The sequence below is a fragment of the Reyranella sp. genome (assembly GCF_004296935.1).
Lineage (GTDB): Bacteria > Pseudomonadota > Alphaproteobacteria > Reyranellales > Reyranellaceae > Reyranella.
In genome coordinates this window covers 48,923-71,871 of the sequence record NZ_SCVH01000156.1, presented here as the reverse complement: position 1 = coordinate 71,871, position 22,949 = coordinate 48,923, and the positions used below count along the sequence as shown (strand labels likewise).

Genomic DNA, 22,949 nt, shown 5'->3' with positions numbered 1-22,949 from the left:
ATGCTCGTGGGCGGCACCGGCATCGGCTACTTCGTGTGGAACGAGTGGAACAACCTCTCGATCGCCAACATCGTGACCGCGATCCTGCTGATCGGCCTGGTCGGCCTGCTGCTCGACCAGGGTCTGGCCTACCTCGCCAAGCTTGTCACGTACCCGGAGTAGGCGACATGGAGCACCGTCCCCTGATCAGCGTCGAGGGCCTGGCGCGCCGCTTCGGCGATGCGAACCAGCCCGCCGTGTTCGAGGACATCTGGTTCGGCGTCGACAAGGGCGAGTTCTGCTGCCTGATCGGCCATTCCGGCTGCGGCAAGACCACGATCCTGAACGTGCTGGCCGGCCTCGACAGCCCGAGCGAAGGCGCCGTCATCGTCGACAACCGCGAGATCGACGGCCCCAGCCTCGATCGCGCCGTGATCTTCCAGGGCCATGCGCTGCTGCCGTGGCTGACGGTGATGGGCAACATCTCCTTCGCCGTCTCCTCGCGCTGGCCGTCGTGGGATCGCGCCAAGGTACAGGACCATGCCCGCCGCTTCATCGATCTGGTCGGCCTGAAGGGTGCGGAGAACAAGCGGCCGGCCCAGCTTTCGGGTGGCATGAAGCAGCGGGTCGGCATCGCCCGTGCACTTTCCATCCAGCCCAAGATGCTGCTGATGGATGAGCCGTTCAGCGCGCTCGATGCTTTGACCCGCGGCATGCTGCAGGACGAGGTGCTGCGCATCTGCGCCGACACCAACCAGACCGTGTTCATGATCACCCACGACGTCGACGAGGCCATTTTGCTGGCCGACAAGATCGTGCTGATGACCAATGGGCCGGGGGCCAAGATCGCCGAGATCGTGATCAACACCATGCCCAGGAACGAGCGGCACCGGAATGACCTGCACAAGCATCCGCAGTACTACGCCATCCGCAATCACCTGGTGGAGTTCCTGGTCAACCGTTCTCGAGCCTTCGACCAGGAGATCGCCGGAAAGAACTACGACCCGCGCCGGCTGAAGCTGGTGAAGCCGGGGCTGGCCGCGGTCAATCCGCCGGCCGAAGTGGTGCCCCTCAGACATTCGAACTGACAACCGGGAGACGACAATGAAGCGGGCTGAAGTGACCGAGAAGATCCTGACCGCCAAGCGCATGAAGGAGCTCAGCTGGGACCAGATCGCCAAGAAGATCGGCGGCGCCTCGAAGATCATCGTCACCGCGGCCTGCATGGGCCAGATGAAGATGACCAGGGAGCAGGCGACCAAGGCCGGCAAGCTGTTCGGCCTCGGCAAGGAAGAGGTCCTGCTGCTGCAGGAGGTCCCGTACCGCGGCTCGCTGCCCCAGATTCCGCCGACCGACCCGCTGATCTACCGCTTCTACGAACTGGTGCAGGTCTACGGCACGACCTGGAAGGAACTGATCCAGGAGGAGTTCGGCGACGGCATCATGAGTGCCATCGACTTCGACATGACCATGGAGCGCCAGCCCGACCAGAAGGGCGACCGCGTGAAGATCGCCATGTCGGGCAAGTTCCTGGGCTACAAGACGTACTGAGGCTTTCCCCCTCCGTCGCCGTATGACGGCGCCACCTCCCCCGTATGACGGGGGAGGAGAGAGATCAAACTCCTCCCCCGTCATACGGGGGAGGTGCCCCGTCTTACGGGGCGGAGGGGGTCATTCCGCCGCCAACTTGCGTGCCGCTCGCGGATCGCGGGAGAGGAGACCATCGGCGAGGTCGCGGTCGATCATCGCGTCGGGCCGCTCCTCGACACGGCCGAAGCCGGCGCCGCCACCCACGAACATTTCCACGATGTCGCCCTTGGCGAGATCGATCGCGGCCTTGCTCTTGAGCTCCTCGATCGTGCCGTTGGCGCGGTGGACGCGGCAGTAGCCGCGCTGGCCGGGCTCGCCGCCCAGGAGTCCTTCGGGGGCGAGGCGGAAGCGGTCGGAGTAGATCGCGAGCTGCACGTCGTCGCGCAGGATCTCGCAGCGCCGCGTGAAACCAGCGCCGCCGCGGCGGGCGCCCAGGCCGAAGGAGTCGGGGGCCAGTTCGTAGCCGACGATGCGAAAGAAATCGTAGTCGATATCGAGCGATTCGACCGGGGCGTTGGAGCAGTTACTGAGCGGCGAGTCGACGGCGTCGCAGCCGTCGGCGCCCCTTGAGGCGCCGTAGCCGCCGCCGAAGATTTCGAGATAGACGCTGTAGCCTTTCTCGCCGAGATGGGAGAGGCAGAAGGCCGTGGTGCAGTCGAAGCCCGTGGCGATCACCTTGTCGGGCAATGCCTGGGCCATCGCCTTCATCACCGCGTTGAACACGCGATAGGCCGGGATCATGCGCGCCCGCACCGGTGCCGGCGGCCTGGGATTGAGCAGCGAGCCGTAGGGCACTTTTATGGTGATCGGCCGCGCCATGCCCTCGTTGTAGGGAATGTCGGGGCTGGTCAGCACGGACTTCACGCAGGAGAGCGCAGCCGAGAGCGTGCTGGAGTAGGGGCAGTTGAGGTTGCGCTTCACCTGGCCGCAGGTGCCTTCGAAATCGATCTCGACCGAATCCTCGGAGATAGTGACCTTGGCCTTTACCACCAGCGGCTCGTCGGTGAGGCCGTCGTCGTCGACCGCGTCCTCGCCATAGAAGGTGCCCTTGGGCGCCTGGGCGATGGCGGCGCGGACGCGACGCTCGGAGTAGTCCTGCATCTCCTTCATCGCCGCTTCGACCTTGTCTGTGCCGTAGCGCTCGCAGAGTTGCTTCACCCGCATCACGCCGATGGCGTTGGCGGCGAATTGCGCGTTGAAGTCGCCGATGGTGAGGTCGGGCACGCGGACGTTGGCGGTGACGAGGCGCTCGAAGCTGCCGCCGTTCCAGTCGCGCTGGAAGTCGTACTTGCTAGGCGGGAAGCGCAGCCCCTCCTGGTAGACGTCGGACGCATGGATGTTGAGGCCGGGGGCGCCGCCGCCGAGATCGAGATGGTGGGCGACCGAGGCGCCGAAGCCCACGACGCGGCCTGCGACGAAGATCGGCGTGAAGATGAAGACGTCGGGAATGTGCTGGCCGCCCTCGAACGGGTCGTTGTTGATCAGGAAGTCGCCTTCCTTCAGCGTCTCGACGGGATGGCGTCTGAGACAAGCGCGCAGCGTCTCGCCAATCGGGCCGAGCTGCATGGGAATGAGTTCGGCCTGGGCCACGGTGTTGCCGCAGCGGTCCATCAGGCCGGCCGAGCCGTCGCGCGCCTCGCGCAGGATGGTCGAGTAGGCGGAGCGGATCAGCTTTACGCCCATCTCGCGCGCCGAGGCGATCAGCGCCTGGCTGATGACGGCATAGTCGATGGGACCCAGCTGGCTCATGCGGACCTCCGGAGAATCAGATTGTCCGCCGGGTCGAGCTCGGCTGTCCAGCCGGGTGGCACCCAAGTGGTGGCGGTGTAGCCTTCGACCACGGCGGGCCCGACGATCTTCTGGCCGGCTTTCAACGCCTCGGCGGTGTAGCGGGCGCAGTCGAGCCAGGCTTCGCCATGGAAAATCTTCGCCTGCTCAGGCGCGCGCGCGGAAAGCTTCTCGCGGTCGAGCTGGGGGATGGCGCCGATCGGCAGGGTGGCGCCCACGCGCAAGGTCACGATCTCGGCGGCACGGTCGAGCGTGGCGCCGTGCATGAAGGTGCGATGGTGGGCATCGGCGAACAGGCCGGCGAGATAGGCGCCGTCGAGGGAACCCAGGCGATCGGCAGGAATTTCCACGCCGACCTCGAAGGCCTGGCCGACAAAGCGCATTTCCAGCGTGTGGATGTAATCGAGGCCGCCCGGTAGCTTCATGTCGGCGAACTGTGCGGCGAGTCGGGCTCGCATCTCGGCGAAGGTCTTGCCAGCTTCCGTGGCGGCCGTGTCATCGAGCTTCATCTTGCGCGTGACGGCATCGAACTTGGTGTAGTCGGAGGCCACCAGCCCATAGGCCGAGATCACGCCGGCATTGGGCGGCACGACGATGGTCGAGATGCCGAGCTCCTCGGCGATGCGCGCGGCATGGAGCGGCCCGGCGCCACCGAACGGCACCAGCGCATAGTCGCGCGGATCGCGGCCACGCTCGGTCGAGACGAGCTGGATGGCGCGCACGATGTTGGCGTCGGCAAGCTGCAGCGCCGAGGAGGCGGCCTCTTCGATGCTGAGCCCGAAGCGGGCGGCGATGGGCTCGAAAGCGCGGCGCGCGGCGTCGCCGTCCAGGGTCATGCGGCCGCCCAGAAAGGCGCCGGGCCGGATGGTGCCGATCACGATATGGGCGTCGGTGGTGGCGGGCTCAGAGCCGCCCTTGCCGTAGCAGGCGGGGCCGGGATCGGCGCCGGCGCTCTGCGGGCCGACCCGCAGCATGCCGCCATCGTCGACCCAGGCGATCGAGCCGCCGCCCGCGCCGACCGAGACGATGTCGAGGACCGGCGTGCGGATCGGCAGACCGTCGATCTCGGATTCCGAAGCCAACGAGGGCCGGCCGTCCTGCACCAGGCAGACGTCGGTCGAGGTGCCGCCCATGTCGAAGGTGATGAGATCCTTGTAGCCCGAGCGGGCGGCCTGGCGTGTGGCACCGACCACGCCGGCGGCTGGGCCGGAGTAAAGCGCGGTGATGGCGCTCTGGCGCATCGCCGAGGCGGGCAGGCGGCCGCCGTTGGATTGCATCACGGTGAAGCGGCCGGTGAAGCCCGCCTCGGCGAGCTTGCCTTCGAAGCGATGCAGGTAGCCGTCGATGACAGGCTGGACGTAGGCCGAGAGCAGCGTCGTCGAAGCACGCTCGAATTCGCGGAACTCGCGCGCCACCTGGTGGCTGCAGGTGACGAGCACGCCGGGCAGGGACTCGCCGATCAGCGCCGCCAGCCGCTTCTCGTGCACCGGGTTGGCGTAGGCATTGAGCAGGCAGACGGCGACGGCCCGATAGCCGCCGGATTTGAGCGCAGGGATCAGCTCGGCGCGCACTCTGGCTTCGTCGAGCGGCGTCTCGACCGAGCCGTCGGCGCGCAGCCGCTCGGTCGCTTCGAAGCAATCCTTGCGGCGCACCGGCGGCGCGGGCTTGGCGTAGAAGAGATCGTAGATGTTGCGCCGGTCGTGGCGCTGCATGAACAAGAGGTCGCGAAATCCGGCAGTTGCAATGAACGCCACCGTGGCGCCCTTGCGTTCCAGCACGGCATTGGTGGCGACGGTCGAGCCGTGGCCGAGATCTTCTATGCGCGCGAGGTCGATGCCCGAGGCGGTCAGTGCCGCGAAGGCGCCGATGTCGGGGCTGCGGGGTGTGCTCGGCACCTTGGTGACGACGATCCTGCCGCCTTCGACCGCAACCAGGTCGGTGAAGGTGCCGCCGACCTCGACACCGACACGCATCTTCTCAGCGCCCGTCGAGCTTTGTTTGCAGCTCGGCGATCTGCTTTCTCAGCTCCTCGTTCTCCTCGCGCGCCTTGGCGGCCATGGCCTTCACGGCGTCGAATTCGTCGCGCCGCGGAATGTCCATGCCGTCCAGGATCTTGGCGATCTGGTCGCGCACGCGGGCCTCGACCTCGTCCTTCATGCCGGAGAGCGCGCCGACGGCGCCGTTCGCCACCTTGGTGAGATCGTCGATGAAGGGATTGCGGGTTTGCATCACCTTGCTCCTGAAGGGTGTGACTCCTGATGCGGGGAGTATGGGCGGCTGGTAGCATCCGGCGCAAGAAGCACTGGAGGACGCCGTGGGTCTGGTAAAAGTCGAGTCGAGCGAAGGCATCACCACCATCACGATGACACGGGCGGACAAGCGCAACGCTCTGTCGCAAGCCCTGTGCGACGGCCTCTACGACGCCTATCGCGGCTTCGAGGCGGGCGGCGACAAGGTCGCCATCCTGCAGGCCGACGGGCCCGCCTTCTGCGTCGGCGCCGACCTGAAAGATCCGCCGTCCGCGATGTGGAAGGCCGTACCGCACGTCAGCCACGCGCTCACCAAGCCCGTGATCTGCGCCACCCAGGGCTGGGTGATCGGCGGGGCCATCTGCATGGTGATGACCTGCGATCTGATGGTCTCGGCCGACACGACCAGGTTCATGTACCCCGAAGCCAAGATCGGCGTGTTCGGCGGCCTGATGCCGGGCATCGTCTCGCGCATGCCGCACAAGGTCGCCATGGAGCTGCTGCTGCTGGGCGAAGAGATCTCGGTCAAGCGCGCCTACGACGTCGGCTTCGTGAACAAGGTCGTACCGCTCGGCGAGGAACGCGCCGAGGCGCGGCGCATGGCCAGGATCATCGCCGACTCGGCACCGCTGGTGATCCGCACCCTGCGCGACTTCGCCAACCAGACCCTGCCGCGCGGCCCGGCGGAAATCTTCGTGCCCGAGCGCTATAAGCTCGAGCAGATCGCCAATTCGGAAGACCGCAAGGAAGGCGCCGCCGCCTTCCGCGAAAAGCGGACAGCGAAGTTCAAGGGACGCTAGAGGAAACACACATGGGCAAGTTGCTGCTGGTCGGTTGCGGCAAGATGGGCGGCGCCATGCTGGACGGCTGGCTGGCGCGCGGGCTGGCGGCCGCCGACGTCGTCGTGGCCGAACCGGTCGAGGCGATCCGTCCCAGGCAGGCCGGGCTTCGCGTCGTCAGCTCATCGAGCGAGATCAACGAGACGCCGGAGATCGTCGTGCTCGCGGTCAAGCCGCAGGCGATGGACGCGACGCTCACCGACCTCAAACGCTTCGCTGATAAAGGCGCGGTGTTCCTGTCGATCGCCGCCGGCAAGACGCTGGGCTATTTTGCGGGCCACCTCGGCAAGGGCGCCAAGGTCGTGCGCTCCATGCCCAACACGCCGGCCGCGGTACGCCAAGGCATCAGCGTCGCCACCGCGGCGTCCGGTGTGTCGGCGGCGGAGAAGAAGCGCTGCCACGAACTGCTCGAAGCCGTGGGCCAGGTGCTGTGGGTCGACGACGAGGCGTTGATGGATCCGGTAACGGCGCTGTCGGGCAGCGGGCCGGCCTATGTCTTCCTGCTGGTCGAGGCGATGGCGGCGGCCGGCGCCAAGCTCGGCCTCACGCCCGACATGGCGATGCAGCTCGCGCGGGCGACGGTGGCAGGTAGCGGCGAGCTGCTTCGGCAATCGAAGGATCCCGCCTCGCAGCTCCGCATCAACGTGACGAGCCCCGGCGGCACGACTGCCGAGGCGCTGAAAATCCTGATGGCGACGGACGGCATCCAGCCGGTGTTCGACAAGGCGCTGGCGGCCGCCTCGCGCCGCTCGAAGGAACTCGCGGGATGACGCCGGCGAACGAGGCGGCGCTCGATGCCTTTCTCGGCCTGGTCGCCGACAAGGGATTCGCCGCCGTCACGCTGCGTGACGTTGCCCAGGCAGCGGGCCTGGGCCTCGCCGATCTCTATCGCCTCTATCCCGACAAGGTGGCCCTGGTCGCGGCCTTCATGGCCCGCGTCGATGCCGAGGTGCTGGCCGGCACGTCCAACCAGAGCGATCCCGAGGAGACGGTGCGCGACCGGCTGTTCGACACCATGATGCGCCGTTACGACGCGCTCCGGCCTCACAAGGCGGCGCTCCGGGCGATCCGCCTCGGCGCCCGGCGCGATCCGATGCTGGCGCTTGCCCTGGGGCCGGCGCTGCGCCGGTCGATGGCGGCCATGCTGGAGGCCGCTGGCGTGCCGAGCGATGGGCTGGCGGGTGCATTGCGACAGAACGGACTGCTGGCCCTCCACTACGCCGTGTCGCGGATCTTCGACCAGGATGACACGGGCGATCTGTCGAAAACCATGGCGGCCCTGGACGGGCGCCTGAAGACCGCCGAGAGATGGTCCCAACTCTTTGATAAATATGTGAAAACGCCGAATCCCCAAAGGTCGTCGCCAGGACCCGATTCGCCTGCTGCGTGAATATTTTGTGCAGTGCACAAAATTGTCTCTTGACTTGCTGCAGCGCGGACATAAATTAGGGCTCGTTGTGCACCGCAGCAAAGCGGGGCTCCCGAGTTTTCAACGCGTTTCCGCCCATCAGGAGAATCCCATGTACGCCACTGGCGCCTTCAAGAATCCGTTCGCCGACTTCGACTTCAGCAAGATTGCCGGCGAGTTCAAGATGCCCTCGATGAACATCGAGTCGATGGTCGAGACCGGCCGCAAGAACTTTGCCGTGATGACCGCCGTCAACACCTCGGCCGTCGAGTCGATGAAGGCGATCGCGCAGCGCCAGGGCGACATGGTCCGCGCCGCGATGGAAGACTTCTCCAAGCACGGCAGCGAAGTGCTCGCCGCCGCGACCGTCGAGGAGAAGGCTGCCAAGCAGATCGACTTCGTGAAGAAGAGCTACGAGGCCGCCATGGCCAACACCAAGGAACTGGCCGACCTCTACAGCAAGGGCCAGACCGAGGCTCTCTCCGCGCTCAGCGCGCGCGTTTCGGAGCTGACCGAAGAGGTCAAGGCCGCGATCGCCAAGAAGTAAGCTTTCATCGGCCGAGGCCGATCGAACGAGAGGGGCCGCTCCCGGAGCGGCCCCTTTTCTTTTGGGTGCACCCGATTAGGCTGCGCTCCCCATGGAACAGATCACCTACGACGATTTCGCCCGGGTCGACATCCGCGTCGGCACCATCGTGGAAGCGGCCCCCCTCGAGGGCGCACGCAAACCGGCGTTGCGGCTGGCGATCGATTTCGGCCCCGAACTCGGCATCCGGAAATCCTCGGCGCAGATCACGGTGCACTACACGCCAGAGGAACTCGTCGGCCGTCAGGTCGCCGCGGTGGTGAACTTCCCACCACGTCAGATTGGCAAGTTCATGTCGCAGGTCCTGACGCTGGGCTTTCCCGCCGAGGACGGCAGCGTGGTGTTGTTCGCGCCGGACCAGGTCGTGCCGAACGGTGGGCGCCTGTTCTAGGCGCCCTAGAAGACCCTGTGAATCCAGCCGTGCGGGTCGGCTGTGCGTCCGCGCTGGATGCCGACCAGGACGGACTTCAGCTCTTCCGTCCGCGCGCCGGAGCCGCCGTTGCCGATGGTGAATTCGCCATCGGGCGCGCGGACGGTGCCGATCGGCGTGACGACGGCGGCCGTGCCGCAGGCGAAGGCTTCGCGCAGGCGGCCGCTGACGGCATCGGCCTTCCATTGCTGGATGGAATAGCGCTCCTCGCGAACGGCGATGCCCTTGTCCTTGGCCAGGGTCAGCAGCGATGAACGCGTGATGCCGGGCAGGATCGTGCCGCCGAGCGGTGGCGTCACCATCGAGCCGTCATCGAAGACGAAGAAGATGTTCATGCCGCCGAGCTCCTCCACCCAGCGCCGATCGACGGCGTCGAGGAACACGACCTGATCGCAGCCATGCTTGGTCGCTTCCGCCTGGGCGAGCAGGCTGGCGGCATAGTTGCCGCCGCACTTGGCAGCGCCCGTGCCGCCAGGGGCGGCGCGCGTGTAGTCCGGCGACACCCAGACCGAGACCGCGGGCGCGTCGGTCTTGAAGTAGGCGCCGACCGACGAGGCGATGACCATGAACAGGTAGTCCGACGAGGGCTTCACGCCGAGGAAGATCTCGTTGGCGAACATGAACGGCCGGAGATAGAGGCTGCCGTCGCCGTCGGGAATCCATTCGCGGTCGGTGCTGACGAGCAGATCGCAGGCCTCGAGGAATACCGATTCGGGCAGCTCCGGCATGGCCAGTCGTTCGGCCGATTGCTGGAAGCGGCGGGCGTTCTGCTCCGGCCGGAACAGCGTCGCGCCGCCATCGGCCGTGCGGTAGGCCTTGAGTCCCTCGAAGATCTCCTGGGCGTAGTGCAGGACGGCCGCCGCCGGGTCCATCGGGATCGGCGCGCGCGGCTCGATCCTGGCGTCGTGCCAGCCCTGGGACTCGTGATAGCGGACGGTCACCATGTGGTCGGTGAAGACCCGGCCGAAGCCCGGATTCTTCAGGAGCGCGGCACGCTTGTCGGCGGCAAGAGGCGACGGATGCGGAACGCGGGCGAACTTGAGCGACTGGGGATTGGATATTTTTGTCTTGGACATTGTTCTCTCGGGTATTTCCTCGACTGTAGCACAGACTGCCGGGACGCAAGCCGGCGGTCCGCTCATAACGGAATTCGCACGATCACGCGCAAACCACCGAGCGGCGAGGGGCCGAGCGCCACGTCGCCGCCATGGCTACGCGCCACGTCGCGCGCGATGGTGAGGCCGAGACCGACGCCGCCGGTGTCGGTGTTGCGCGATTCGTCGAGGCGAAAGAACGGCCGGAACACGTCCTCGTACTTGTCGGGCGGGATGCCGGGTCCGTCGTCGTCGATCGTGATTTCGACCGAGGTACGGCCGCGGATGGCCTCGATCCGCACCTTGGTGCCATGGCGCAGCGCATTCGACACCAGGTTGGTCAGGCAGCGCTTGATGGCGAGCGCACGCAGCTCGACGTTCATGTCGCCCTGCCAGCCGACCTCGACGTTGGCGTTGTCCCGGCGGGCGCCCGCCGCCACATCCTCCAGGATCTCGGAAAGATCGACCGGCGCAGGATCCTCGTCGCCCTCGCCGCGGGCGAAGGCGAGGTAGCCCTCGATCATCCGCTCCATGTCGGAGACGTCGTCGGCGAGCTCCTTGGTCTCCGGCGTCTCGGGCAGGAGCGCCAGCGACAGCTTCATCCGGGTAAGCGGCGTCCGGAGATCGTGGCTGACGCCGGCCAGCATCTCGGTGCGCTGCTGGATGGAGCGACGCAGCCGGATGCGCATGGTGTGGAAGGCGGTGGCGGCGTTGCGCACCTCACGGGTGCCGCCCGAAAAGGCGAAGTCGGGGACGTCGCGACCTTTGCCCAGCGCATCGGCGGCGACGCCGAGGTGTTCGATCGGAACGAGTTCGCGGCGCATGAACCAGATGGCGAGCCCGAACAGCACCAGGGCGAGGCCAAGCTGGGCCAGCACATAGGCGAAGCTCGATCCGAAGGTGAGGCGGACGTGCGGCACCAGAACGTCCATCACGTCGCCGTCGTTGAGCTGGATCTCGATCAGCATCTGGCCGCCGCCGACATCGTTGTCGATGTAGAAGGGCCGCTTGAGGTCGGCCTCGAGCGCGCCCTGGACCTCGCGGGCGACGATGTCGAAATACTCCGGCTGCTTGAACGGCCGCACGATGCCCTTGCGGAAGCTGACGAACAGCAGGAGGTCCTGGGCCGAGCGGCGCAGGATCCAGGCGCGGTGCTCGTCGTCGGGAAAGTCGGACCGCAGCTGGATCAGCACGCGCAAGTCACGCACCAGCAGGATGGCGAGACGGTTGGTGACGTTGTCGCCGCGCTGGCTGTAGAACCACCAGGCGGAGAGCGCCTGCAGCAGCAGCATCGGCACGACAATGATGATCAGCGCGCGCGCGAACAGCGTCTGCGGCGAGTGCTTGTCGGCCCAGGTGGCGATGCGCTCGAAGATGTCGCGGGCGGTGGCCCATTTCATGAGCGGGCCACCATCATGCGTCGACCAGCCGGTAGCCCTGGCCCCTGACGGTGCGCAGGTAGCGCGGAAAGGACGGGTCGGGCTCGATCTTGCGCCTGAGCCGCGTCACCTGCACGTCGATGGCGCGCTCGTTGATGGCGCTGCCGACGCTCTTGCACAGCGTCTCGCGGCTCAGCACTTCGCCCATGCGGCCGGCAAAGGCACGGAGCAGCGCCACCTCGGCGTCGGTGAGTGCCACGCGCCTGCCCTTCTGCGTGAGCTCGCCCAGCGCGATGTCGAACTGCATCGGGCCAAACACCACGAGGCGCTGCGGTTCGGTCGAGGGCGTGGTACCGGCCCGGCCGCGGCGCAGCACGCTCTGGATGCGCAGCAGCAGTTCACGCGGCTCGAACGGCTTGCCGAGATAGTCATCGACGCCGGTTTCCAGGCCGGCGATACGGTCCTTGGTCTCGCCCATGGCCGTCAGCATCAGGATCGGAACGCTGTCGGTTTGGCGCAACTGGGTCGCGAAGTCGAGACCGGTCTCACCCGGCATCATCACATCGAGCACGATCAGGTCGAAGTCGAGCGCGGCCAGGCGCTGGCGTGCCTCGGCGGCATGGCCTGCGGTGCTGACGCGAAAGCCGTTGCGCGAGAGAAACGACTTCAGGAGCTCGCGCAGGCGCGTGTCGTCGTCGACGACCAGGATGTGCGGCTTGTCGGCCGACGCGTCCATGATACTCAGCGCCCACCCCGTACCCGCTTGTCGACGACGGCGCGTTCGGCGGGATCGAGCAGGCCGAGCAGGACCTTGCGGAAGCCCTCGACCGAGTCGGCGCCGGTTTCGCGATAGGCGCGGGCAAAGCGCTGGCTCTGGCGGTCGGTCAGGTCGTGCTCCAGCTTGGTGCCTTTCTCGGTGAGCCACAGCCGTCGCTCGCGGCGGTCGCGCGCGCCGCTCTTCTGCTCGACGTAGCCCTGCTCGATGAGGTCCTTCAGCACGCGGCTGATCGACTGCTTGGTGACCTTGAGGATCGACAGCAGATGGCCGACGGTCTCGCCGGGATGGCGGCCGATGAAGTAGAGCGCGCGGTGATGCGCCCGCCCGAGGAGATAGCGCTTGAGGTGCTGGTCCGATTCGAACGTGAAATCCCGGTAGGCGTAGAACATCAGCTCGATGCCCTGACGCAGTTCCTCCTCGCGCAGGAACAACGGATTGGCGGGGGATCTTGATTCGACCATGTCTTTAACTGGCCGCGACTATAGAGCGGGCGCGCGGCATTGGCACCCCACCGGGCCGGCGTTGCGGACCCGCCGTTTTTCCGACATTTTCTGCCGCATGCTCACCGTTCATCATCTCGGCAAGTCGCAGTCGGAACGCATCGTCTGGCTCTGCGAGGAACTCGGCATCCCCTACGAGTTGAAGGTCTACGACCGCCATCCCGTCACCCGGCTGGCGCAGCCCGACTACAAGGCGCTGCATCCGATCGGCGCCGCGCCGGTGATCACCGACGGCGATCTGGTCCTGGCCGAGTCCGCCGCCATCGTCGACTACATCGTCGCCAGATACGGCAATGGCCGCCTCGTGCTCGCCGCCGATCACCCCGACTTCGCCCAGTTCCTCTACTGGTTCCATTTCGCCAACGGCACGCTGCAGCCGGCCACCGGACGGAACATGATCCTGGGGCGACTGAATCTCGCCGCCGACAATCCGATGCTGCTCGCCATGAAGGCACGCCTGAAACTGGCGCTCGATCTGGTCGAGGCGCGACTCGGCAAGGCCGACTATCTCGCCGGCCGCGAGTTCACGACCGCCGACATCATGAACGTCTTCTCGCTGACGACCATGCGCCTGTTCCTGCCCTTCGACCTCGCGCCCTATCCCGCCATCCTCGCCTATCTCCAGCGCATCGGCGCGCGCGACGCCTATCAGCGGGCGATGCGGAAGGGCGACCCTGACATGGCTCCCCTCCTGACCTGATCGGCCCGACGGAAATTGCCGGGACTCGAAGTCTGTCCGCAATTTTGAGTCAGTGACATTGACAAGGTCAATAATACTGACATATATATGCCGAAGATTGCTAATCAGATGCTCCAGAAGGTCTATTCGGAATAATTCGGAAGGAGATATCGCAATGTCCGCAACAATGGATGATCGCGACGGTTTCATCTGGATCGACGGCAAACTGGCGCCGTGGCGCGACGTCCGCATGCACGTCCTGACCCATGCCCTGCATTACGGCTCGGCCGTGTTCGAGGGCGAGCGCATCTACGACGGCCGTGTCTTCCGGCTCTCGGCGCACAGCGCCCGTCTCATCAACTCCGCCCGCCTGCTCGACTATGAACTGCCATGGACGCGTGAGCAGATCGAGGAGGCGACGCGCGCCGTGGTGAAGGCCAACAAGCTGCAGACGGGCTACGTGCGTCCGATCGCCTGGCGTGGCTCCGAAGTGCTGGGCGTGTCGGGCATCGGCACCACGGTCCATCTCGCCATCGCGCCCTGGGACCAGGAAGGCAAGCTCTCCGTCCAGGCGCGCGACAGCGGCATCAACGTCACCATGGCGAAGTATCGCCGGCCCTCGCCGGAGATCGCTCCGGGCGAAGCCAAGGTGGCCGGCCTCTACATCGTCTGCGGCATCGAGAAGGATCGTGCCCTGAAGGCCGGCTTCGACGACGCGCTGATGCTCGACTGGAAGGGGCGCCTGGCCGAATCGACCGGCGCCAATATCTTCCTCGTCATCGACGGCACCCTGGTGACGCCGACGCCGGAGAACTTCCTCGACGGCATCACGCGGCGCGCCGTCATGGGCATGGCGCGAAAGCGCGGCTGGGCCGTCGAGGAGCGCGCCGTGATGCCCGAGGAACTTGGCCGGGCGAGCGAAGTGTTCCTGTCCGGCACCGCCGCCGAGATCGTGCCGGTGGGCTCGGTCGACGGGCATCATTATCAGGCCGGACCGGTGGCGCGGACCCTGATGGCCGATTTCCAGAAGCTGGTGCGCGAGCCCGATTCCGAGGGCTTCGGTGAGTCGATGCATCTGATGGTGCCGGCCCGGCCCTTGGCGGCTTGACAGCAGGGGTTTCGATCCCCTTTTCTCGATGACGTCCGAGGGGTGTCCGGTCTCCACAAGGGGTCCGGGCTGAGACAGCCGGCCGGCTGAACCCTTTGAACCTGATCCGGATCATGCCGGCGAAGGAACGGGAGTTCGTCGAGTGAAACGACATTCTGTCACCGTCATTGGCGCAGGCGTTGCAGGTCTTTGCTGCGCCCTGGAACTCGCCGAACGTGGGGCCAGGGTCGAGGTGGTCGAGCGCGGCCGTGCCCTGGGCGAGGGAAGCTGCTCCTGGCAGGCTGGCGGCATGCTGGCGCCGTGGTGCGAGCGCGCCACGACGGACGCTGCGGTCGCGACGATGGGTGCGGCTTCGATCGAATGGTGGTCGCAGCACTTCCCCGGCCTGGTCCGAAACGGCAGCCTGGTCGTGGTCCAATCGCGCGACTCGGCCGATCTCGCGCGGTTTGCCGAGCGCACCGACCATTTCGAATGGATCGACGCCGAGCGCATCGCCGCCCTCGAGCCCGATCTCGCCGGCCGCTACCGCCGGGCGCTGTTCTTCCCGGACGAAGCGCATCTCGACCCTCGCCGCGCACTTGCAACCCTCGTCGAGCGCCTCGCGGAGCGGGGCGTTGCGATCCGCTTCGGCGTCGACCTGCTGCCCGACGCCGCGCCAGGTGATGCCGTCGTCGATTGCCGTGGCTTCGCCGCGCGCGACGCGCTTTCAGACCTGCGCGGCGTGCGCGGCGAAATGGTGATGGTGCGCTGCCGTGACATCGCCCTCGCGCGGCCCATTCGCATGCTGCATCCCCGGATCCCGCTCTACATCGTGCCGCGGGGCGACGGTCTTTTCATGATTGGCGCCACCATGATCGAAAGCGAGCGACGCGGGCCAGTGAGCGTGCGGTCCGCGGTCGAATTGCTGAACGCGGCCTATGCGCTCCATCCCGCTTTCGGCGAGGCCGAAGTCGTCGAGCTCGGCGCCGATCTGCGCCCGGCGTTCGCCGACAACCTGCCGCAGGTCCGGCGCGAGGGCCGCGTATTGCGCGCCAACGGCCTGTTCCGTCACGGCTTCCTGCTGGCGCCTGCATTGGCACGGCAAGTCGCCGACACCCTTCGGATGGAGACCTACGATGCGGATATTCCTGAACGACGACGCGCATGACGTCGAGCCGGGCACGCTGGCCGGGGCGCTGGAGGCATTGGGCTATGGCGGCCGCAAGATCGCGACGGCGGTGAATGGCCGCTTCGTGGCGGCGCCTGCGCGGCCGGTCACGCCGCTCAGCGACGGCGACCGCGTCGAAGTCGTGGCGCCCATGCAGGGAGGTTGAGATGTCCTTCTACGGCGTCGAACTTTCGTCGCGCCTGCTGCTCGGAACGGCTCGCTATCTGTCGCCCGCGATCCTCGCCGAGGCGATCAAGGCCTCGGGCGCCGAAGTCGTGACGGTGTCGCTCAGGCGCGAGAGCGGCGGCGAGCGCGCCGGCCAGAGCTTCTGGTCGCTGGTGCGCGCGCTGGGCGTGCGCGTCCTGCCCAACACGGCCGGCTGCCATTCGGTGAAGGAAGCGGTGACCACCGCCCACATGGCGCGCGAGCTGTTCGACACGACCTGGATCAAGCTCGAGGTGATCGGTGATGCCGACACCCTGCAGCCCGATGTCTTCGGGCTGGTCGAGGCGGCGCGGATCCTGTCCGAGGATGGCTTCGAGGTGTTTCCCTACACCACCGAGGATCTCGTGGTCGCCGACCGCCTGGTCGAGGCAGGCTGCCGCGTCCTGATGCCATGGGGCGCCCCGATCGGCTCGGCGCGCGGGCTCAACAATGTCTACGGCCTGAAGTCGCTCCGGGCGCACTTTCCCGACATTCCGCTGGTGGTCGATGCCGGGCTTGGCGTGCCCTCGCACGCGGCGGCGGCCATGGAGCTGGGCTACGACGCGGTGCTGCTCAACACGGCGGTCGCCGAAGCGGGCGATCCCGTGGCCATGGCACGGGCCTTTGCCCTCGCGGTCGAGGCCGGACGTACGGCCTATCTCGCCCAGCCGCTGGAGCCGCGGGACATGGCGGCGCCGTCCACCCCGACGATCGGCAAAGCGGCGCTCGGAGATTGATATGCTTGATCCGTTCTATCCCATCGTGCCCGATGCTGAGTGGGTGGCGCGTCTCGTTCCGGCAGGGGTCAAGCTGGTGCAGCTGCGCATCAAGGATCGACCCGACGACGAGGTGCGCCGTCAGGTCCGTGAAGCCAAGGCGGCTTGTGCCATACACGGCGCGCAGCTCATCGTGAACGACTACTGGCAGGCGGCCATCGACGAGGGCTGCGCCTGGGTCCATCTCGGCCAGGAAGACCTGGTCGATGCCGACATCAAGGCGCTGCGCCGCGCCAGCATCCGCATCGGCGTCAGCACGCACGACCATGCGGAGCTCGAGAAGGGGATGGCGATCGACCCCGATTATGTGGCGCTGGGGCCGATCTATCCCACCAAGCTCAAGCAGATGCCGTGGGCGCCGCAGGGCACGGCCCGGCTCGCCGAATGGAAGAAGCTGATTGGTGCCAGACCGCTGGTGGCGATCGGCGGGTTGACGCTGGAGCGGGCGCTGCTTTGCCTGAAGTCCGGCGCCGATGTCGCCGCCGTGGTCGGCGACATCGTCAACCATGCCGACCCGATCGCCCAGACACGGGCCTGGCTGGTGGCAACGCGGAGGGCGGCATGAACGATCGCTACGTCCGCCAGACCGTACTGCCGGAAGTGGGTGACGCCGGGCAGGCCCGCCTTGCCGGCGCTTCAGTGCTGATCGTGGGCGCCGGCGGCCTCGGCTGTCCGGTGATGCAGTATCTCGCCGGCGCCGGCGTGGGCCGCCTCGCCATCGTCGATCACGACGTGGTCGAGGAGACCAATCTCCACCGCCAGCCCCTCTACACCATGAGCGATATCGGCAAGCCCAAGGTCGAGGTGGCGCGCGTGGCGCTGCAGCGGTTCAATCCCGGCCTGCAGATCGAGGTCCACGCCGAGCGCCTGACGCCGCAGAACGCTGCCCGGCTCGTGGCCGGTGCCGACGTCGCAATCGATGCCGCCGACAGTTTCGCTGTCACCTACATCCTGAGCGACGCCTGCCAGGCCGCGGCCAAGCCACTGGTCAGCGCCTCGGTGATCGGCATGACGGGCTATGCCGGGGCCTTCTGCGGCGGCGGTCCGAGCTATCGCGCCGTTTTCCCCGAGGTGTCGGTCGATGGCAGCACTTGCGCTACCGTGGGCGTGCTGGGCACGGCCGTGGCGGTGCTGGGCGGGCTGCAGGCACACCTCGCGCTGCATCTGCTTCTTGGTCTCGTGCCCACGGTGCTGGGACGGGTCGTCACCTTCGACGCTCGCCGCCTGGCGTTCGGCGGCTTCGGCTTTGCCGGCAGCCCGGAGCCCGATGCCTTCGTGCCCTTCATCGCGCCCGATGCCGTGACGACCGACGATCTCGTGGTCGACCTGCGCAGCCTGGAGGAGGCACCGGCATCGCCGTTCGCCCGCGCCAGGCGGTTGGACGTGGAGACGGTCACCTCGCTTGCGACGCCATTGCCGTCGCGGCGTGTCGTGCTGTGCTGCCGCAGTGGCCAGCGCGCGCTGATGGCGGCGGACCGGCTGCGCGAACGGGGGATTGCGAATTTGGCCCTGGTGGCGTTGGGCTAGCAGAAAGAGTGTTGGCAAATCACCAAGTTGCAAGTTCAGCAGGTTTTGGGCTATATTTCTGGCAGGCTGGCGAGGATTGCGCCGGCCTCTTTCGTTCGTTCCGGCAAGACCTGCCCGCGGCCGTCCGCGGGTTCGCGCTTAGGCGCTTGGTGCAGCCGCCGCGATGTCCTTACTCGCGGGTCCAACAACCTCTGACCCCCTCCGCCCGCTACGCGGGCACCTCCCCCGCAGACGGGGGAGGCGTTAAATCGACCTCTTCCTCCTCCCCCGTCTGCGGGGGAGGTGCCCCGTCTTTCGGGGCGGAGGGGGTCGGACTCCGGGCCCAACTTCGGGCCCAACACTCCCACGTTTCAGGTGGGCCCGTTGAGCGGGGAAAAACCCCGGACCTATTGACTTTCCGGCGGTTTGGAGAGCCAATTTCTGACAGTCGAATTGGGCCAAATTTGAAAAGTTGGGCCCGTAAGGGCGACGCTACTTCTTGGCCCAGCGGGCGGCGGCGGCGTCGTCGCCCTCGTGGGCCTCGACCCATTTCTCACCGCCTCCTGTCTCCTCGAGCTTCCAGAACGGCGCCTTGGTCTTGAGCCAGTCGACGAGGAACTCGCAGGCCTCGAAGGCGGCGTCGCGATGCGGCGAGCCGACGGCCACCAGGACGATGCGATCGCCGGCTTCCAGGCGGCCGTAGCGATGCACGATCAGTGTCGCTTCCAGCGTCCAGCGCCGGCAGGCCTCGGCCTCGATCTCCTCTAGCGCCTTCTCGGTCATGCCCGGGTAGTGCTCGAGGGTGAGGGCGTCGATGCGCTCGCGGTGCAGGCCGTCACGCATGTGCATCTCGCGCACCAGGCCCACGAACACCGCCAGCCCGCCGATCCGCCGGTTGCCGGCGGTCAGGCCGTCGAGCTCGGCGCCGATGTCGAAGTCGGCTTCCTGGACGCGGACGGTCATTGCAGGGCCATGGGGATCTAGCCGCCGGTGAAGGGAGGAAAGAACGCGACCTCGCGGACGCCGGCGAGCGGCGCATCGAAGGATGCGGTGCGCTGGTCGACGGCGGCACCGAAGGCAGCACCTGCGGCCAGCGCTTCGGCGTGGCCGGCACTGCGGGTGCGCAGCCAGATCACCAGGTCGCCGACGGTCCTGACGTCTTCCGGCGGGGCGACCTCTTCTTCGGGCAGGCCAACGGTCCGCTTCATCCAGGCGAAGTAGCGCACTTTCATTTCTGGCCCCCGGACGGCGGGGCATCCTCGGCCATGTGCTTGAGGCCGGTGCGCAGGTAGTCGTAGCCGGTGATCAGGGTCAGCGCGGCGGCGATCCAGATCAGCACGATCCCGATCTGCGTGACGTAGGGCGAGGCGGCGTCGCCCACCAGCAGGGCGGCGATCGCCACCATCTGGGCGCCGGTCTTCCATTTGGCGAGCTGGCTGACCGGCAGGCCGACCCGGAGTTCGGCCAGGAACTCGCGCAGGCCGGAGACCAGGATCTCGCGCGCCAGGATGATCAGCGCCGCCAGCACGTTGACGCCGCGCAGCGTGCCGCTGTCGACCAGCATCACCAGGGCGGCGGCGACCAGCAGCTTGTCGGCGATGGGATCGAGGAAGCGGCCGAGGCGGGAGATCTGGTGGTAGCGGCGGGCGAAATAGCCGTCGAACCAGTCGGTCACGGCGGCGATCACGAACAGGATCATCGACAGCCACTGTGCCCAGCCGCGGTCGAGCCAGAAGCATGCGATGACCAGCGGAATGGCGGCGATCCGCGACAGTGTCAGCAGATTGGGGAGGTTGAACAACATGGATTGAGCCTGTGAGGCCACCTTAACGACCGCCCCTGAAGTGGTCATGGATTTTCTGGGCGATCGCGCCGGAGATGCCGGGCACCGACTTGATGTCCTCGAGCGTGGCGACGGCCACGGCACGGGCGCTACCGAAGTGGTTGAGCAGGGCGCGCTTGCGGCCGGCGCCGATGCCCGGCACCTCGTCGAGCGCCGAACGCGTGAGGTCAGTCGCACGGCGCGTGCGGTGAGTTCCAATCGCGAAGCGGTGCGCCTCGTCGCGGAGTCGCTGGAGGAAATAGAGAACCGGGTCGCGCGGCTCGAGCGAGAACGGCGGACGCCCGGGCATGAAGAAGCGCTCGCGTCCCGCATTGCGGTCCGGGCCCTTGGCGATGCCGACCATGACGATGTCCTCGAGGCCGAGTTCCACCGCCACCTGCCGCGCGGCCTCGAGTTGACCCTGGCCGCCGTCGATCAGCACAAGGTCCGGCCAATGTTCCTCGTCGCGTTCGGGATTTTCCTTGAGCGCGCGACCGAAGCGGCGGCTCATGACCTCGCGCATCATGGCGAAGTCGTCGCCCGCCGCGCCCTCGGTCTTGATGTTGAACTTGCGATAGGCGTTCTTCGTGAAGCCGTCGGGCCCCGCCACGATCATGGCGCCGATCGGGGCTGCGCCCTGGATGTGGCTGTTGTCGTAGACTTCGATGCGTTCGGGCGGCGACTCCAGCCCGAAGACGCGCGCCACGCCCTCCAGCAGCGTGCGCTGCGTGCCGCGCTCGGCCAGTCGCCGCGCCAGCGCCTCGCGGGCGTTCGAGACGGCCTGGTCGAGGGCGTCCTTCTGGTCGCCGCGCTTGGGATGGCGGATCTCGACCTTGTGTCCGGCGCCGATCGCCAGCGCGCTTTCCAGCAGCTCGCGTTCGGCGACGTCGTGGCTCGTCAGGATCAGCTTGGGCGCCGGCCGCGATTCGTAGAACTGGCCGATGAAGGCCGACAGCACGGCGGCTTCGTCGAGCTCGCGGGCATGACTCGGGAAGTAGGCGCGGTTGCCGAGATTCTGGCCGGCGCGCAGAAAGAACACCTGCACGCACACTTGGCCGCCGTCGGCATGGGCGGCGAAGATGTCGGCCTCCTCGATCGAGGGCAGGCTGATCGATTGATGCGACTGGATCTGGGTCAGCGCGCGGATACGGTCGCGCAGCACTGCGGCGCCCTCGAACTCGAGACTCGCCGAGGCCCGCTCCATGCGCTGCGAGAGCGCCTGCTGGATCTCGCGGTTGCGCCCGCCCAGGAAGCCGCGCACCTCGTCGACGATCGAGGCGTACTCGGCCTTCTCGATGCGGCCGACGCATGGCGCCGTGCAGCGCTTGATCTGGTATTGCAGGCAGGGCCGGGTGCGCGTCACGAAGACGCCGTCGGAGCAGGACCTGAGCGGGAAGGCGCGCTGCAGCGCGTAGAGCGTGCGGTTGACGGCGGTGGCCGAGGCAAAGGGGCCGAAATACTCGTTGCCGGCCTCGCGCGTGCCGCGGTGCTTGGCGAGCTGCGGCCATTCGGTGTCGCGGCGGATGACGATGTAGGGGAACGACTTGTCGTCGCGCAGCAGCACATTGAAGCGCGGCCGGAAGCGCTTGATCAGGTTGTTCTCGAGCAGCAGCGCCTCGGCTTCGCTGTCGGTGACCGAGAATTCCATGGTCGTGGTCGCCGAGACCATGCGCATCAGGCGCGTCGCCAGACGCGTCGGCTGGGTGTAGGCGGCAACGCGGCTGCGCAGCGACCTTGCCTTGCCGACGTAGAGGACCTCGCCGTCGCCCGCGATCATGCGGTAGACACCGGGCTTGCGCGGCAGGGTGCGCACGAACTCGGCGATGATCCGCATGCCGTCGGCAAGCGATCCCTCGCTGGATTTCTGGTCAGTGTCGGTTTCGGTGCTCACGGGGCGTGATCGCTCGGGCCGGATGGGCGCGCACAATGGGTCGGCCGGTGCCTGCCGACAAGACGGCAGAGGCATGTGGGGAAGTCTGTGAAGAAACCTGGCGTCTGCCTGGCGTTACGACAACGTCACTGTATTGACTCAATGGAAATGGGGTGGCAGTCGGCCATTATCTAGATCCTAACGCATTGAAATACATGATCTATTTACATTGTTTTCATTCCAAAATATCGCCTCGCGGCGGCAGACGTTCCTGATTCAGTCCGATCGTCTGCCGCGCTTCGATGTGTGGATAAGTTCAGTCGCTTTAGAGCACCGACAACATGCGACCGACCAGGGGGTGGCGGACGACGTCCTGGTCGGTGAGACGCACCACAGACACATCGTCGAGCCCATCCAGCTTCTTGCCGATCGACGCCAGGCCGGAGAGTTCCGGCAACAGGTCGGTCTGGTCGGGGTCGCCGGTCATGACCATGGTGGAGTGCCAGCCCAGACGCGTGAGCAGCATCTTGAGCTGGCCGTAGGTGCAGTTCTGCGCCTCGTCGATCAGGACGAAGCTGTTGTTGAGGGTGCGGCCGCGCATGAAGGCCACCGGCGCGATCTCGATCGTGCCGTCGTCGAGATGCTGGCGCAGGCGCTTGGCGCCCAGCCGGTCGTTCAGCGCGTCCCACAGCGGACGCAGGTAGGGATCGAGTTTTTCACGCATGTCGCCAGGCAGGAAGCCGAGGTTTTCGCCGGCCTCGACCGCCGGCCTCGACAGCACGATGCGCGACACGCTGCCTGAATCGAGCGCCTCGACGGCGGCGCAGATCGCCAGATAGGTCTTGCCGGTGCCCGCCGGGCCGAGGGCGACGGTGAGCGGTTTGGCCTCTATGGCCTCCATCAATATGCGTTGGTTGTCGCTGCGCGGTCGGACCTTGCGGATGTAGCTCTGATCCCTGTCGTTGGCCGGAGACTTGTCGAAGACGAGATTGTGAACACGGGCGCTATCGACGGCATGCAGCTTGGCGCGGCGTGTGGCTCGTTTTGCCATTTGCGTACTCCGGAGGCTGGGACAGAGGGACGGAACCGATCGCCGACAATAAAAAACGCCCCCGCAAGCGGAGGCGTCGACGATGGGCAGTACCGAAGGTGCGGCTCAGAGGGCACTCGGCGGATGTTCCACCGGTGATCCAGACTCCGTCGGGGCGCAAGCTCCT

General features: G+C 66.9%; 26 protein-coding genes, 1 pseudogene and 1 riboswitch. Of the genes and pseudogenes, 15 read left to right on the top strand and 12 right to left on the bottom strand.

From position 1 onward, the window contains the following. The 3 genes and pseudogenes from EPO55_RS22895 to cynS all read left to right on the top strand — a co-directional run. Window positions 1-162 (top strand): annotated as a pseudogene (locus EPO55_RS22895) (nitrate ABC transporter, permease protein); the annotation flags it as partial. 5 nt (window positions 163-167) lie between these two features. Further along, complete coding sequence (locus EPO55_RS22890; RefSeq protein ID WP_296339674.1) at window positions 168-1,067, top strand: ABC transporter ATP-binding protein; 900 nt, start codon at window positions 168-170, stop codon at window positions 1,065-1,067. A gap of 16 nt (window positions 1,068-1,083) precedes the next feature. Continuing rightward, a complete protein-coding gene (cynS, locus tag EPO55_RS22885; protein WP_296339673.1) occupies window positions 1,084-1,530 on the top strand; it encodes a cyanase in 447 nt (148 codons plus the stop codon). A 120-nt stretch (window positions 1,531-1,650) separates the two neighbouring features. Here cynS and EPO55_RS22880 read toward each other — a convergent pair whose 3' ends face one another. Genes EPO55_RS22880 through EPO55_RS22870 form a run of 3 tightly spaced genes read right to left on the bottom strand, consistent with a single transcriptional unit; the run spans window position 1,651 to window position 5,586 of the window. Beyond that, window positions 1,651-3,318: a hydantoinase B/oxoprolinase family protein gene (locus EPO55_RS22880; RefSeq protein WP_296339672.1), complete on the bottom strand. Its 1,668-nt coding sequence runs from the start codon at window positions 3,316-3,318 to the stop codon at window positions 1,651-1,653. Then, window positions 3,315-5,330, bottom strand: a complete 2,016-nt coding sequence (locus EPO55_RS22875; RefSeq protein WP_296339671.1) for a hydantoinase/oxoprolinase family protein — start codon at window positions 5,328-5,330, stop codon at window positions 3,315-3,317. The genes EPO55_RS22880 and EPO55_RS22875 overlap by 4 nt, the downstream gene beginning before the upstream one ends. A gap of 4 nt (window positions 5,331-5,334) precedes the next feature. Then, entirely contained in the window at window positions 5,335-5,586 is a 252-nt protein-coding gene (locus tag EPO55_RS22870) for an accessory factor UbiK family protein (RefSeq protein ID WP_296339670.1), read from the bottom strand. 85 nt (window positions 5,587-5,671) lie between these two features. Between EPO55_RS22870 and EPO55_RS22865 the strand changes: the two genes are divergently transcribed. The 5 genes from EPO55_RS22865 (at window position 5,672) to EPO55_RS22845 (ending at window position 8,830) form a co-directional block, all read left to right on the top strand. Next, window positions 5,672-6,406 carry an enoyl-CoA hydratase-related protein gene (locus EPO55_RS22865; protein WP_296339669.1) on the top strand — a complete coding sequence of 245 codons (735 nt, stop codon included), beginning with the start codon at window positions 5,672-5,674 and terminating at the stop codon, window positions 6,404-6,406. 11 nt (window positions 6,407-6,417) lie between these two features. Beyond that, on the top strand, window positions 6,418-7,215 hold the full coding sequence (proC, locus tag EPO55_RS22860; protein ID WP_296339667.1) for a pyrroline-5-carboxylate reductase: 798 nt from the start codon (window positions 6,418-6,420) through the stop codon (window positions 7,213-7,215). Then, window positions 7,212-7,835, top strand: coding sequence for a TetR/AcrR family transcriptional regulator (locus EPO55_RS22855; protein WP_296339665.1), 624 nt, complete (start codon window positions 7,212-7,214; stop codon window positions 7,833-7,835). The genes proC and EPO55_RS22855 overlap by 4 nt, the downstream gene beginning before the upstream one ends. 130 nt (window positions 7,836-7,965) lie before the next feature. Continuing rightward, entirely contained in the window at window positions 7,966-8,400 is a 435-nt protein-coding gene (phaP, locus tag EPO55_RS22850) for a TIGR01841 family phasin (protein ID WP_296339664.1), read from the top strand. Window positions 8,401-8,491: 91 nt separating this feature from the next. Continuing rightward, window positions 8,492-8,830, top strand: a complete 339-nt coding sequence (locus EPO55_RS22845; protein ID WP_296339662.1) for a tRNA-binding protein — start codon at window positions 8,492-8,494, stop codon at window positions 8,828-8,830. Window positions 8,831-8,835: 5 nt separating this feature from the next. Here EPO55_RS22845 and EPO55_RS22840 read toward each other — a convergent pair whose 3' ends face one another. The 4 genes from EPO55_RS22840 to EPO55_RS22825 form a co-directional block, all read right to left on the bottom strand. Next, a complete protein-coding gene (locus EPO55_RS22840; protein WP_296339661.1) occupies window positions 8,836-9,945 on the bottom strand; it encodes a branched-chain amino acid aminotransferase in 1,110 nt (369 codons plus the stop codon). 62 nt (window positions 9,946-10,007) lie between these two features. After that, a complete protein-coding gene (locus EPO55_RS22835; RefSeq protein WP_296339660.1) occupies window positions 10,008-11,363 on the bottom strand; it encodes an ATP-binding protein in 1,356 nt (451 codons plus the stop codon). A gap of 13 nt (window positions 11,364-11,376) precedes the next feature. Beyond that, window positions 11,377-12,078: a response regulator gene (locus tag EPO55_RS22830; RefSeq protein WP_296339659.1), complete on the bottom strand. Its 702-nt coding sequence runs from the start codon at window positions 12,076-12,078 to the stop codon at window positions 11,377-11,379. Between the two features lie 5 nt (window positions 12,079-12,083). Further along, on the bottom strand, window positions 12,084-12,581 hold the full coding sequence (locus EPO55_RS22825) for a MarR family transcriptional regulator (protein WP_296339657.1): 498 nt from the start codon (window positions 12,579-12,581) through the stop codon (window positions 12,084-12,086). Between the two features lie 97 nt (window positions 12,582-12,678). Between EPO55_RS22825 and EPO55_RS22820 the strand changes: the two genes are divergently transcribed. From EPO55_RS22820 to EPO55_RS22790, 7 genes are all read left to right on the top strand, one after another. Beyond that, entirely contained in the window at window positions 12,679-13,320 is a 642-nt protein-coding gene (locus EPO55_RS22820; RefSeq protein ID WP_296339656.1) for a glutathione S-transferase, read from the top strand. A 154-nt stretch (window positions 13,321-13,474) separates the two neighbouring features. Then, complete coding sequence (locus EPO55_RS22815) at window positions 13,475-14,407, top strand: branched-chain amino acid aminotransferase (protein ID WP_296339654.1); 933 nt, start codon at window positions 13,475-13,477, stop codon at window positions 14,405-14,407. Window positions 14,408-14,435: 28 nt separating this feature from the next. Beyond that, window positions 14,436-14,552: riboswitch (TPP riboswitch) on the top strand. Then, window positions 14,550-15,554, top strand: a complete 1,005-nt coding sequence (gene thiO / locus EPO55_RS22810) for a glycine oxidase ThiO (RefSeq protein WP_296339652.1) — start codon at window positions 14,550-14,552, stop codon at window positions 15,552-15,554. Its footprint overlaps the riboswitch before it by 3 nt. Continuing rightward, window positions 15,523-15,720: a sulfur carrier protein ThiS gene (gene thiS, locus EPO55_RS22805; protein WP_296339650.1), complete on the top strand. Its 198-nt coding sequence runs from the start codon at window positions 15,523-15,525 to the stop codon at window positions 15,718-15,720. Before thiO ends, thiS begins: the two co-directional genes overlap by 32 nt. Before the next feature lies 1 nt (window position 15,721). Further along, complete coding sequence (locus EPO55_RS22800; protein ID WP_296339649.1) at window positions 15,722-16,495, top strand: thiazole synthase; 774 nt, start codon at window positions 15,722-15,724, stop codon at window positions 16,493-16,495. A gap of 1 nt (window position 16,496) precedes the next feature. Further along, a complete protein-coding gene (locus EPO55_RS22795; protein WP_296339648.1) occupies window positions 16,497-17,099 on the top strand; it encodes a thiamine phosphate synthase in 603 nt (200 codons plus the stop codon). Next, window positions 17,096-18,061: a HesA/MoeB/ThiF family protein gene (locus EPO55_RS22790; protein ID WP_296339646.1), complete on the top strand. Its 966-nt coding sequence runs from the start codon at window positions 17,096-17,098 to the stop codon at window positions 18,059-18,061. The genes EPO55_RS22795 and EPO55_RS22790 overlap by 4 nt, the downstream gene beginning before the upstream one ends. Before the next feature lie 471 nt (window positions 18,062-18,532). On the opposite strand, the gene EPO55_RS22785 is transcribed toward EPO55_RS22790, so the two are convergent. From EPO55_RS22785 to EPO55_RS22765, 5 genes are all read right to left on the bottom strand, one after another. Then, window positions 18,533-19,003 (bottom strand): molybdenum cofactor biosynthesis protein MoaE, encoded by a 471-nt coding sequence (locus EPO55_RS22785; RefSeq protein WP_296339644.1) that lies wholly within the window; start codon window positions 19,001-19,003, stop codon window positions 18,533-18,535. A 17-nt stretch (window positions 19,004-19,020) separates the two neighbouring features. Further along, the gene (locus tag EPO55_RS22780) at window positions 19,021-19,272 is read right to left on the bottom strand and encodes a MoaD/ThiS family protein (protein ID WP_296339642.1); all 252 of its coding nucleotides are present in this window, start codon (window positions 19,270-19,272) and stop codon (window positions 19,021-19,023) included. Next, window positions 19,269-19,844 (bottom strand): CDP-diacylglycerol--glycerol-3-phosphate 3-phosphatidyltransferase, encoded by a 576-nt coding sequence (gene pgsA, locus EPO55_RS22775; protein ID WP_296339641.1) that lies wholly within the window; start codon window positions 19,842-19,844, stop codon window positions 19,269-19,271. The genes EPO55_RS22780 and pgsA overlap by 4 nt, the downstream gene beginning before the upstream one ends. 22 nt (window positions 19,845-19,866) lie before the next feature. Continuing rightward, a complete protein-coding gene (gene uvrC / locus EPO55_RS22770) occupies window positions 19,867-21,753 on the bottom strand; it encodes an excinuclease ABC subunit UvrC (RefSeq protein WP_363719695.1) in 1,887 nt (628 codons plus the stop codon). Between the two features lie 304 nt (window positions 21,754-22,057). Continuing rightward, window positions 22,058-22,783 (bottom strand): PhoH family protein, encoded by a 726-nt coding sequence (locus EPO55_RS22765; protein WP_296339640.1) that lies wholly within the window; start codon window positions 22,781-22,783, stop codon window positions 22,058-22,060. Window positions 22,784-22,949: the final 166 nt, after the last annotated feature.